Raw genomic sequence first — 12,092 nt, 5'->3', positions numbered from 1 at the left:
GTCTCCCTCGTTGCGACGCGCTCGTGTCCTGACGGTACAGAACCCTGCCGACCGCGTGGCTACTGTCAATGATCCCCATGTGACGTTCCGTCATGCACGCAGTTGGGATGGGCTTTCCGGTTCACTCCCGGGTGGTTCCGGCGCGGTGGCGGCGCCAGGACATGCGCGCGGTCTCCACGTAGGCGGTGGCGCGGGCCAGGTGGCCGTCGGGCGGGACGTCGCGGCACAGTCGGGCGTGGTGCTCGGCCATCGCCGCCACCAGCGCCCGGCCGTGCGCGGTCAGCGCCCGGGCGCCGAGGAGTTGGGGCAGGGCGGCGCCGACCTGCTGGCGGCAGCGGCAGTGGTCGGCCCACGCGGCGTCGCGCAGCACCGGGTCGGTGAGCACGCCGGCCGTACGCAGGTGGAAGTCGGCGAGCGCGAGGTGGGCGTAGGCGCCCTGGAAGAGGCCGTCGAAGGGGCGCGGGTCGGGGCGCCAGGGCGCGAAGTAGCGCGGCGCGTCGTCGGCGGTGTGCAGCGGGGTGATCTGGGAGACCGCGAGCAGCTTGGCGTGCTGGAGTTCGTGGACGAGCGTGGCGGCAAGGTCCAGGCCGCCGCGCGGGGTGCTGCTGAGCAGCGCGCCGAACGCCTCGCCGCGGGTGGCGCTGCACTGCGCGGTGGGCGCGCCGGCCAGCGGGACGACGCACTCCAGCAGCTCCGCCACCTCCCGGGCCCGGGTGCCGTCGCCCAGCTCCAGCCAAGGCCGCGCGTCCCGCCAGGCGGTGCGCCAGCTGGCGTGGCCGCCGAGGTCGAGCCGGTCGGCGACGTCCAGGCCGTAGGGGTTGGTGCGGTGCTCCTCGTCCCGGTAGGGGTCGACGTCGTCGATGAGGACGGGCCGCCCGTCGGGGTGGTGCAGCGCCTGGAGGGGGCGCCAGCCGGGGGCGGCCGAACGCCACACGCCGTCCTGGCCGCGCCGCACCTCGACGGGGAGCCCGGCGCCGTACCCGCGGCCCTCCTGGCGGGGCGGCCGCGGGTACGGCGGCACGTCGTCCTGCGGCGGGGACGGCCGCGGGGCTGAGCGGGCCGCGGGTGCGGCTGGTGCGGGTGGTGCCGCCCCGGCAGCGGGTGCAGCCACAGCCGGCGCGGCTCGCCGACTATCCGTACGACCGGTACGACGGCGCCCTGGTCGGCGGCGGCGGTCCCGGTACCGGTGCCGGACCCGGCTCCTGCCGGGCGGAGACCGCCGAGCGTGGGCAGCCGCAGCTCACCCTCGCGCAGCGGGAGTTCGAGGGTGAAGCGCAGGCCGGCCCGGGCCGCGGCGGCCGCTGCCAGGGCGCCCAGGTGCGGCAGTTCGGCGGCGGCCCGCCGGCCCTGACCGGGGCGGCCGAGGGCCCGCAGGCAGCGTTCGGCCCAGGCGCCGGTGTGCGGGTAGTCGACGACGGCGCGGGCCGCGGCCGGGTCGGCCCGTTCGGCCGCCTCCAGCAACCGCCAGTCCCGCAGCAGCCGTTCGGCCGTGCCCGGCGGCAGCGTCCCGGCGGGCGCGCCGGCGACGGCGTCCAGCAGGGCCCGCAGGGTGAGCAGCCGCCGGGCCCGCTGCCGAGCGGCGAGCAGCGCGAGCAGGGCTGGGGTGCTGCCGGTCCGCCCGAGCACCGCGACGGCCTCGCCGGGCAGTTCGGTGCCGTCCAGGCCGGCGGCCGGCCGGCTCGCGCGACGGGGGTGGGGGCTTCCGGGGACGGGGGCGGCGGGGCGGGGTGTGGGGCGTGCGGTTTCACCGGCGGGACTCCCGGGAGGTGTGGCGGCCGGGCCCGGCGCCGGCTGCCTCGGCGAGCCGGGTGGCGGTGTGGCGGATCAGACGGGCGAGGTCCGCGCAGTAGACCGACGGGTTCGCGAAGCCGTCCGGGGCGCGGTAGCGGTGGGCGTAGTGCCCGCCGCCGCAGACGGTCGCCAGCGGGCAGGCGCGGCAGGTCGGGCCGAGGGCGGCGGCCCCGGTCTGGCGGGCGGCGACGCCCGGGTGGGCGAGGGCGTCGTCGAAGCTGTGGCGGAAGACGTCGAGGCCGGTGGCGGCGGCGCCGTCGTACGCGGACTTGAGGGAGTCGACCTGCTCGATGGTGCCGTCGGTCTCCACCACGACGGCGGCGAAGGGTTGCAGCCCCAGCCGCTCCCCGGCCGCCGGTGCGCCGAGCAGCAGCGCGGCGCACTCCTCGAACAGGCCGATCCGGGTCTCCCGGCGGGGCGCGTCCCACCAGCGGTCGAAGACGGCGGTGAGCCAGCGGCCGTAGGGCGCCGGGTCCTCCGGCGGCGCGGGCAGGCCGGGCGGCGGGCTGGTCCAGTTGCCGTGCGGCAGCAGCAGGTCGACGGCGGGCGGCCGGAAGGCCAGCAGCGACTCGTAGACCTCCACCGGGTCGTGCCGCAGGTCCACGACGCACAGCAGCCCGGCGAACGCCTCGGGCGCGTACTCGGCCAGCACCCGCAGGCCGGCCGCGGCGGCGGGCCAGGAGGGACGTCCGGTGTGGTCGACGCGGGCCGCGTTGTGCGCGGGCAGGCCGCCGTCGAGGCTGACGCCGACGCCGAACCCGGCGTCGGCCAGCGCCCTCACCCGGGCCCGGGTGAGGAGGGTGGCGTTGGTCTGGACGGTCACCCGGACGGCGCAGTCCGGCGGGACCGCGGCGCGGATCAGGTCGGCGTCGGCGACGAGCCGGCCGGTGCCGGTGAGGAGGGGCTCGCCGCCGTGGAAGACCACCGCGATCTCGCGCAGGCCGTGGGCGGCGGCGTGTTCGGCGATCCGCTCGGCGGTGCGGGCCGCCACCGCGGCCGACGGGGTGCGGGGGCGGTCGCGCCAGGTGGCGTCGGGGCCGGCGTACAGGTAGCAGTAGCGGCAGACGAGGTTGCAGCGGCTGTGCGCCTTGAGCACGAACTGCCGGAACGGGACGGGCGGTCCGGGTCGGCCGGCGGGCCCCGCGCCCTGCTCCGCACCCGGCCGCGGACCGGCGGCGTGACGCACCTCATCACCTCCCCGCGCGAGGGCTGTCCAGGTCAGACGGCCGGCCCCCGCGGTTGCTCCCGGCCGGCGCCCGGCGGTGAACGTCACGGCGGCGGATGGGCCGTGTCCCTCCCGGCGCGTGACCGGAAGGCATCCGGCGCGGGCGGGGTGCCCGGCACGGTCACCGGCGGTCCGGCGTCGGTGGTGGAGCGTTGTCGAACCCCCACAGGGCCTCGCTGCCGGGCGCCGCGACCCGGGCCCGCAGCTCGCCGACGAGGGCGGCCAGTACGGGGTGGCTCGTGGTGCGCAGCGTCTCCAGGTCCATGCCGAGCAGGTCGACCCCGGCGGGGTGCGGCCCGGCGGCCCGGGCGTCCTGCGGCTCCGGGCGGGCGGCGTCGGGCTCCCGGGCCCGGCACGGCGGCGTGGCTCCCGGGCGGCGGGTCGGCGGGGCGCGGGCGCCGCCGCGCACGGGTGCGCCCGGCCGGGCGCCGGCTGCCGGGCCGTCATCGGAAGCGCCGGAGGTGTGAGGGCCGCCGGAGGTTCCGGTCCGGCCGTCGGGTCGCTGCGCCATCGCCTGCCTCCCAGGTGGTCCCCTCAGCCCCCGGCCGCTCCCGGGGCGGACGCGGCGGACGTGGTACGTGGGACGTTCCTACGTCAAGTGTGCGCCGCAGGGGTGGGGTTGGAAACGTCGCCAGGGGGCGCACGGAGGCTTGACCGGGCCGGACGACCCGTCAGGGCGCGTGCCCGGCCGCCCGGCCCGGACCGTGCGCCAGGGCCCTCACGGCCGCCGCCCGGCCCGCGCCGGAAGCGGTCCGCGTCGCGGCGGACACGGAGCGGAAGTCCACCCTTTCAGCCCAATCTCGCCATCTCAAACGGATGTTGGGGTGACAGGTGCCACTCACCCGACGGGACAGGTCCCGATCCGCGTGGTCAGCGCGGGGGGGTTCAGCCCTCTTCGGGCCGCGCGGACTCGCCGGACCCGCCGGACCCGCCGGACTCCGCCAACAGGGCCAGCAGGTTGCCAAGTTGCCGGCGGATCTCCGGGTCGGTGATGATCCCGTCCGCGCCGAGCGCCTCGCGGCCCACCGGAATCCTCACGCAGGCCCGCTCCACGATGTCCGCGCCGGTGTAGCCCAGGACCGTCCGCAGCGTGGCCTCCGCGCCCTGGCCGCGGCCGGGGGCGGCCGCGTTGACCCAGGCGGTCGGCTTGTCGCAGATCTCGGTGCCGCCGACCGTCCAGTCCAGCAGGTTCGTGAACGAACCGGGCAGCGTGCCCGCGTACTCCGGGGCGCAGATCAGGACGCCCGCCGCCTGCTCGATCGCCGCCCGCAGCCCGGCCACGGAGGGCGGCAGCGGGTCGGTGTCGTCGTCGGGGTTGAAGTGCGGAAGGTCCGCCAGCCCGTCGTACCGGACGGCCCGCACCCCCGCGGACGCCGCCACGGCCTGCGCCGTCCGCAGCACGGCCTCGTTGGTCGAGGCGGCCCGCAGGCTCCCCGACAGCAGAAGGACCACCGGCGGCGTGGGCATGGTTCAATCTGCCTTCCTGGCAACGCGAACGGTCAACGGCATTCTCCTCCAGGGACATTGGCGTCCCGTGCGCGGGGCCGGAGCAGTCACCGGACACCGCCGGGGACCGCCGGGGACCGCCGGGGACCGCCGGGGACCGCCGGGGACCGCCGGGGAAGCCTCGCGGCCGCCGGCTCTGGTGCCGTGACCGGCAGGGTCCGCCCGGTGGCGAGGTGCGCTGGCGCGGGTCGTCGCCAGGCGGCCGGAAAGCCTCGTCGTGGACCTACGCGGCTCTTTCGGCCAACGCCGTGCGGGCCCGCGCCAGGGCGGCGAGCGGGGTACACCCCGCCGGGAGAGGCCCTAGTCTCCGCTGAGGTGCGCCAGGCGCTGGACGGTCTCCGCGGCCTCCTCGCCCCCGCCGCCCGGCACCCGCTGCCACTCGGCGAGCGCCGCGCGGTACGCCTCGACGGCGGCCCGGGGCCGGCGGGCGGTCTCGTAGGCGTCGCCGCGCCAGTGGTGGGAGCGCGCGGCCAGCCGCCGCATCGGCTCGGGTTCGGCGGCGGCCTGCGCGGCGCCCACCGCCGCGCCGGCGGCCCGGCGGTAGGCGTCCGCGGCCTGGTCCAGCCGCTCCGGGCGGCGGTCGTGCGCCGGCCACAGCCGGTGCACCTGGCCCAGCTCGAACCAGGTCCTGGCCAGCAGCTCCGGGGCACGGGCCGCCTGCGCCGCCAGGCCCAGCATGTACTCGGCCTCCCGCAGGTCGACGCGGTCCTCCTCGGCGCGGTAGCGCAGCACCAGCGCGCTGCCGAGCATGAGCAGCCGGTCGGGCAGCCGGGGGTCGGACTCGGGGGTCTCCATCCGGCAGTCGCGCAGCACCAGTACGGCCCGGTTGACGAACAACTCTCCGTCCGGCAGGGCGGATCGGCTGAGCAGCACCTGGCCCCACTCGGCCACCAGGTCCCGGTACTCGGGCCGGTCGCGGGGGTGAGCCGGCACGCCTCGGCGAACCGTCCGGCCGCGGCCTCCAGTTCACCGGCCGCGCCGGACTCCTCGTACCGGGCGGCCCGGATACGGCCGGCCCGGGCCAGGATGGTCGCCCGCAGCAGCCGGTCGCGGGTCTCGCCGAGCGCCCGGTCCACCAGCCGCTGCGCCTCCTCCAGCCGCCCTCCGGCGCGGAGTTGGGCGTCGACCACGCACAGCATCGCCTCCACCACCGCCTCCGGGGGACCCTCCTCGCGCTCCAGCGCGTCGAGCCCGGCGGCGAACGAGTTGACCGCCTGCTCGGCGTAGACCCGCTCCCGCTCCCGGGTGCGGGCGGTGCCGGACAGCCGCAGCAGCGCCCGGCCGTGCGCCATCGGCAGCTGGCTGGGGCGGGACCGCTGCGGCGGCCAGGAGTCGGCGAACGCCTCCAGCATGCCGACGGTCTCCTGGAGCAGGCCGGTGTCGCCGCTGATCTCCCACTGCCGCTCCAGTACGGAGATGCGCTCCAGGGTGAAGCCGAGCACCTCCTCGGACGCCTGGCCGGGGGCCGCGCACACGGCGGTGAACTCCCGGTCGGCGCGCCGCAGAAGCTCCAGCGCGGCCCGGTCGTCGCCCACCTGCGCGCGGTCCTCGGCCGCCGCCTGGAGCACCCGGGCGCGCACCGCGCGGGCCGGCAGCGTGTGGTGGGCCGCGGCCGTGTCGGCCGCCTCCTGGGCCTCCCGGAGCAGCGTCGCGCCGCCGCGCACCCGCCACAACGTGACGAGCTGCTGGGCGAGTTCGCTCCACAGCTCCGGGTCGCGGCCGCGCACCCGCTCCTGGCCGGCGGCCCGGCGCAGCATCGCCACCGCGTCCAGCAGGTTCTGCACCATGCCCTCGCGGGCGAACCGGTCGGCGAGTTCACGGGCCCGCCCCACCACCGTGGAGACGTGGGCGACCGGGGCCAGCCGCCGGGCGGCGCCGTTCTCCGGCAGCGGCATGAACCGTTCCAGTACCCGCGCCGCGACCTCGGCGAACGGCTGCCGGAACTCCGCTGCCACCCCCTCCTCGGCTCGCCCCTCCCGGCGCACCGCGCTCCGGGCGGCCTCCTTGACGGCGCTGCGCACGGCCGCGTCGGCAAGCGGGTCGCCGGGGCCCTCGGTGAGCTGGGTGATGGCCAGCGCGGGGAAGTTGGGGCCGCTGCGGCCAAAGCGCTGCTCGACGTACTCCGAGCAGTGCTTGAGCACCAGCAGCGCCTCGTCCCGGCCGAGCGGGCCGAGCAGCACGTCGCGCACGCCCGGCGCGAAGTGGTACCAGCGGTGGTCCTCACCGGGCCGGCGGACGACGAGGCCGGACAGCAGCACCTCCGCGAGCTCCGCCGGGCCGGAGTCGGGCAGCATCGTCCGCTGCACCAGCTGCATCACCGGCAGGTACAGCGGGGCGGCCGCCAGGTAGACGGCCAGTTGCACGGCGTCCGGTGAGGCGGTGGCGCGGAACCGGGCGACCAGCGCCGGCGCCGGCACGGTGCCGCGCTGCCGCGGCACCCGGGTGGCGGGGTGGTCGGCGCGGACCCAGCCGACCGAGGCGGGCACCCCGGCCGTGCCGGTCCCCGACAGCAGCCGCGCCCAGGCGCCCAGCGCCGGGGCGGTCGGCGGCAGCACCGGGACGGGCAGCGCGCCGGGCGCGGGCGGGGCGCCGGTGGCGCCGGGGTGAAGCGCGGCGGCGCGGCCTGGAGCATCCCCTCGGCGCGGTGCAGCACGCCGTAGGAGACGGGCAGCAGGGTGCGGCTCCACAGCCGGGTGGGCAGCGGCTGGAGCACCGCGACCGGGCCGTGCCGCGCCAGCCGGTGCAGCAGCCGGTGGGCCTGCCCGGAGCGCCACAGCGGCCCGGCGCAGTCGCTGACCATGAGGGTGACGCGCCGCCCGGTGGGGTCGCCCAGCTGCTCCACGGGGCGCAGTCCGGACGGTCCGGGGTCGAAGCGCCCGCTGGCGGCGAGGCCGCCTTCCGGGGTGGAGTGCACGTAGCGGACCTGCACCTCGCGGAAGGCGCCGAGGCGGCCGAAGACACCGGCCAGTTCACGCAGCATCCGCTCCCACACGTACATCGACGACGAGGCGTCCATCAGCAGCTGCATGGCCGCCTCGCCGCGCCGCACCGGCCGGAAGACCGGCAGCAGCAGCCCGCCGGCCAGCGCGCTGTGCTCGGCGGTGGCGGGCTCGTCCAGCTCGGTGCGCAGCGGCGGGGCGGGGGTTCGGAAGCGCTGGAGCGGGCGCAGCGCGGCCTGGATCTCCAGCAGCCGCGGCAGTGCGGCGGCCTCGGGGACGGCCACGCCGATGGCGCCGGTCCGGCTGGTCCCGCCCCCGCGACGGGCTGCCCGGGGCCGCCCTCGCCGGGGTAGAGGCTGAGCTTGCGGTCGTCGGGCAGCTCGCGCGGCGGCGGCACCAGGCGGGTACCGGCGCCGTCCGTGCCGTCGGGGCGGTGGGCGCGCGGGTAGTCGGTGCCGCCGGCGGCGGGGCGGTCGGCGTCTTCGCCGGCCTCCTCGGCGCCGGGCATCCAGGTCGGGCGGCACCAGCGGGCCAGCCACAGCGCGTCGGCCAGCTCGCTGGTGTCCGGGCCCAGGCCGGCGCCGTGCAGCGCGCCGACCAGCCGCGCGAGCGGGTCGGCGGGGGACGGAGGGTCGGCAGACGCGTCGGCAGGGACGTCGGCCGGGACGTCGCCAGGCTTGTCGGCGGGGGTGTCGGCCGGGTCTGCCTCCGGGCGGGGCCGGTCCCCGTGCCGGGGAGCGCGCCGCCCGCCGCAGGGAGCGTCGCGCCCGCGTCCGGGCGTACCCCGTTCACCTCGGGGAGCGCCTCGCCCGCGTCAGGGCGCGCGTCACCTTCGGCGGGGCCGGGCGTCACGCCGGCGGTGCGGGCGTCGTCGTCCCCGGGGTACGGCGGTCCTGCGCCCAGGTCGGCCACGGCCGCCTCACCTCGGCCGGTCGAGCCGCTGGATGAGCATGTCGGCCAGCCGGGACCGGGACGGCGGCGCCGCGTGGTGGGTCAGGTAGATCGCGTTCAACAGCTGGTCGGTGGCGAGCAGTTCGCTGCGGGAACGCTCCAGGAAGCGCTGTACGAGGTCGTCGCCGACCGTCGCGGCCTCGTCGCCGAGGTGCGCGCGGACGACGGTGGACAGCCGGTCGTAGTCGGGGCGGCCCAGCTCCAGGTGGATGCAGCGGCGCAGCAGCGGTGGCGGGAAGTCGCGTTCGCCGTTGCTGGTGAGGATCACGAACGGGAAGGCCCGGCAGCGGATCCGGCCCTCGGTGACGGCGACCCGGGCGCCGTCGTCGGTCATCACGTCGACCACCGGCTCGCGTTCGGCGAGCCGCTCCAGTTCCGGTATCCCGAACTCGCCCTCCTCCATGACGTTCAGGAGGTCGTTGGGCAGGTCGATGTCGGACTTGTCGAGCTCGTCGACGAGGAGCACCCGCGGTCTGGCGGTGGGCAGCAGTGCCGTGCCCAGCGGGCCGAGCCGGATGTAGCTGCCGATGCCGCCGGGCGGCGCGGTGCCGGTGTTCGCGGCGATCTGGGTGTCCTGGAGCCGGGCGATGGCGTCGTAGCGGTACAGGCCGTCCTGGAGGGTGCTGCGGCTGACGATCGGCCAGTGCAGCACCCGGCCCAGGCCCAGTTCGTACGCGACCGCGTGCGCGAGGGTGGACTTGCCGGCGCCCGGGCTGCCGGTGACCAGCAGCGGGCGGCGCAGGTAGAGCGCCGCGTTGACCATCTCCAGCTCCTCCGGGCTGGGCCGGTGCAGTTCGGCCATGTGCCGGTAGGCGCCCAGCCGGCGGGCCGAGGAGCTGTCCGCGCCGGGCGCCGGCTCCACCAGCGGCCCGCCGTCGAAGTCCCGCCACGGCGGCGGCTCGGGCAGCGCCTCGATGCCGTTGTGGGGCTCGCCGGTGCCCCGGTAGATGAGCCACTCGCCGGCGGCCCCGGGCTCGGTCATGTCACTCATCGCGCTGCCCCTCCCGTACCCGGATCCCCGGCCCGGCGGTGCCCTGGTGGTCGTCGTGGTCCTGGTCGTCGTACCTGCACCGCTCGTCGCGCCTGTCCCCGTCGTCGTGCTCCTGGTGGTCCCGGTGGTCCTCGTGATGCGCGGTCATGGCGTCTCCAGCAGCTCGTCGGTGCCTGGAAGGGGCCGGGTCGGATCGTCGTAGAGCAGGGCGAGGCCGTCGGACCAGTACGCCTCCGGCACCCCCGCCGCCACCGCCGAGCGCAGTACGGCCAGGGCCGCGGGCAGTCCGGCGGCGGTGCCGGCGGCGTGGACGGTGCGCGGCACCCCGCGGTGGAAGTCGGCGCACACCCGGTCGGCGCCGACCGGTTCGCGCCGCCACAGCGCGACCGAGTAGCCGCAGCGGATCAGCCGGTGCAGCGCCTCCGGCGCGGTCTCGGCGCTGCGGCACAGCACCGGCAGCAGGTCCCGCGGCCGACCGCGCAGCGCCTCGTCGTCGGGGAGGTCGGCGGCCACCGCCTGGTCGCAGTCGAGCACCTCGGGCGCGGGGCGGCCGTGGTGCAGGGAGCGCCAGCGGCCCAACCGCTCCTCGGCCGCCTCCGGGTCCTCGTCGCCCGGCGAGTCGGTGCGGCGCACCACCAGCGGGCGGAGGGTGCCCAGCGCGGGCTCGCCGGGGGCCAGCCGCCAGGCGTCGGCGGCGAAGGCCATCAGCGAGCCGGGGACGGCCAGGTTCAGCGGCGCGGTGTGCCCGGGCTCGTCGCAGCGGCGGAACGCCTCGGCCAGCGGCCCGGCCAGCCGGACGGGCAGTTCGGCGGCCGGCGTGCCGTGGAAGTCCTCCTGGACGCAGTCCACTTCGCCGTTCTCCGGCACCACGGTCACCCGCCAGTCGAAGCGGTCGGGCTCCCAGCCGCGCGGGATGATCTCCAGCTGGGCCTCCCCGCGCGGCCGCTGGTCCACTCCGGCCAGCACGTCGTCGACGGCCCGTGCGCGCAGCCGGGAACGCCGCTCGGTGGCGAGCGAGTTGCGGAACCGCATGCTCAACCCCTGCGCGGCGGCTGCCTCCTCGGCCCACTCCCACAGCGCCCGCTCGGCCACCGGCTCGGCGGGCTCGGTCCGCTCGTCGGTGGCCGCGAGCATCGCGTACCGCAGTACCGCCTCCAACTCCGAGCCGCGGCGCAGGTCGTAGAGCATGCCCAGGCCGTCCCGCCAGGCGCGCGGGGCGAGGGTGTACCCCTGGGGTGCGCCGCCGCGCACCTCGGCCACCAGGTCCTGGAGGGTGCGGGCGGCGGCGGGCGGCGGGAGCTGGGCGAGCAGACCGAGCAGCGCGGTGCGCTGGCCGGGGGTGAGGGCGCGGTCGGCGGCGGCACCGATGTCGGTGTGGGCGTCCGTCCAGCCGTAGAAGGTGTCGTCGACGACGTACCGGTGGCGGTCGGAGTGGTAGAGGTCGTGGCCGGTCACCACCCGGTGGTAGAGGTCGGCGTCGGCGCGCTCGTCCGGCGGCAGGTGGCGCAGCTGCTGCACGCTGACGGCCAGGCCGCCGTCCCGGTCCCGGCGCCGGGCCTTGAGCACGCCGATCACCTCGCCGCGCACCAGGTCCACCACGGGCCCGCCGGACAGGCCCTGCGGCATCTCGTCGTCGTTGCTCAGCCGCAGCGCCCCGCCGCCGCCCACGCCGAGCTGCCCGCTCACCGTGCAGCGCCCGTTGTACGGGACCGGCTCGCCGTCCAGCAGCAGCCAGCCGAAGTACGCGACCTGGTTGGTGGTGTAGCCCTTGGGGGTGCGCTCGGTCATCCACACGCAGGGGTGCTCGACCTGGTCGGTGAGCCGGACCAGGGCCAGGTCCGGGACCGGCCAGCGCTCACCGGAGCCGTCCGGGCCGGGCGCGGCCGGGGCGGACGCCGAGGTCCACTCGACCACGCCGGCCAGCAGCTTGTCGCCGTGTCCGACGAGCACGTTGCGCGGCGCGCCCACTCCTGCCTCCCCTTGCGGCCGTGCCGCGCCCGGAGCCCGCGGCGCCTGGACCCCCTCCGGCCGCACCCGCCCCGGCCGCGCCCCGGCCCACACCACGTGGGCGCAGGTCAGCACCCAGTTGCGGGCGACGAAGAAACCGCTGCCCACAAAAGGATTCCCGGGCTCGGCCCCGTGAATGCGCACAGTCGCCTCGGCGGCCAGCGGGACCAGGATCTCAGCGGCCTCGGCGGCCTGCTCCGGTGCGCCCCCCGACATCACCGCGCGCCCCTTGCCGCGCCGCGGGCCGCGGGGCTCCGACCGGACGGTGCGCGCGGGGCGCCGCGCGGGAGGGCGGAGGCCGGCGCGCCGTCGGTCCGCGCCGCCGCTCTCCCGCCGGGCCCGCCGGCCTCCGCCGTCCGCACGCTTCCACTCCCCCGACGACCTGCCGCCCGGCCGACCTGGGCGGCTCGACCTGCCCGGCCGTTCATACCGGCCCGGCCGCCCCGGCCGGGCCGACCGTCACGTCCGGCGTGTCCGGCGCGTCCCATATGAACGGCCCGACCGGCTTGCGCGGCTTGCGCGGCTTGTTCACGAAGGCTATCGCCTGTCCCCACCGGGATGGGCCCCCTTCCCGGACACTGCCTATCCTTGCGGAGTACGTCCCGTCCGCCCCCGGGGCACCGGCGGGGACGCGGGCCCGCGCCCTTCACGCACCTCCGCGCGGCGGCCCCGCGCGGCGGGC

General features: G+C 77.7%; 8 protein-coding genes and 1 pseudogene. All 9 read right to left on the bottom strand.

Annotation, left to right across the window (positions count from 1 at the left end; all coding sequences use genetic code 11):
• Positions 1 to 121: 121 nt before the first annotated feature.
• Positions 122 to 1,021, bottom strand: coding sequence for an HEXXH motif domain-containing protein (locus BS72_RS38605; protein ID WP_051951487.1), 900 nt, complete (start codon positions 1,019 to 1,021; stop codon positions 122 to 124).
• Between the two features lie 723 nt (positions 1,022 to 1,744).
• Positions 1,745 to 2,977: an FxsB family cyclophane-forming radical SAM/SPASM peptide maturase gene (locus BS72_RS22725; RefSeq protein WP_078901559.1), complete on the bottom strand. Its 1,233-nt coding sequence runs from the start codon at positions 2,975 to 2,977 to the stop codon at positions 1,745 to 1,747.
• 160 nt (positions 2,978 to 3,137) lie between these two features.
• The gene (gene fxsA, locus BS72_RS38600) at positions 3,138 to 3,527 is read right to left on the bottom strand and encodes an FxSxx-COOH cyclophane-containing RiPP peptide (protein WP_037913098.1); all 390 of its coding nucleotides are present in this window, start codon (positions 3,525 to 3,527) and stop codon (positions 3,138 to 3,140) included.
• A gap of 374 nt (positions 3,528 to 3,901) precedes the next feature.
• A complete protein-coding gene (locus BS72_RS22715; RefSeq protein WP_037913096.1) occupies positions 3,902 to 4,483 on the bottom strand; it encodes an NADPH-dependent FMN reductase in 582 nt (193 codons plus the stop codon).
• An 86-nt stretch (positions 4,484 to 4,569) separates the two neighbouring features.
• The gene (locus tag BS72_RS22710; RefSeq protein ID WP_265736805.1) at positions 4,570 to 7,077 is read right to left on the bottom strand and encodes a hypothetical protein; all 2,508 of its coding nucleotides are present in this window, start codon (positions 7,075 to 7,077) and stop codon (positions 4,570 to 4,572) included.
• Between the two features lie 89 nt (positions 7,078 to 7,166).
• A pseudogene (locus tag BS72_RS39270) lies at positions 7,167 to 7,985 on the bottom strand (SAV_2336 N-terminal domain-related protein); the annotation flags it as partial.
• 395 nt (positions 7,986 to 8,380) lie between these two features.
• A complete protein-coding gene (locus BS72_RS22705; protein WP_037913094.1) occupies positions 8,381 to 9,394 on the bottom strand; it encodes an AAA family ATPase in 1,014 nt (337 codons plus the stop codon).
• Between the two features lies 1 nt (position 9,395).
• Positions 9,396 to 9,551, bottom strand: coding sequence for a hypothetical protein (locus BS72_RS36680; protein WP_157856305.1), 156 nt, complete (start codon positions 9,549 to 9,551; stop codon positions 9,396 to 9,398).
• Positions 9,548 to 11,626, bottom strand: coding sequence for a VMAP-C domain-containing protein (locus BS72_RS22700; protein WP_157856304.1), 2,079 nt, complete (start codon positions 11,624 to 11,626; stop codon positions 9,548 to 9,550). Before BS72_RS22700 ends, BS72_RS36680 begins: the two co-directional genes overlap by 4 nt.
• Positions 11,627 to 12,092: the final 466 nt, after the last annotated feature.

The sequence above is a fragment of the Actinacidiphila yeochonensis CN732 genome (genome assembly GCF_000745345.1).
In the GTDB taxonomy this organism is placed as follows: Bacteria; Actinomycetota; Actinomycetes; order Streptomycetales; family Streptomycetaceae; genus Actinacidiphila; species Actinacidiphila yeochonensis.
Note: the sequence above shows the minus strand (reverse complement) of the source record. Positions and strands in the feature narration are given on the sequence as shown.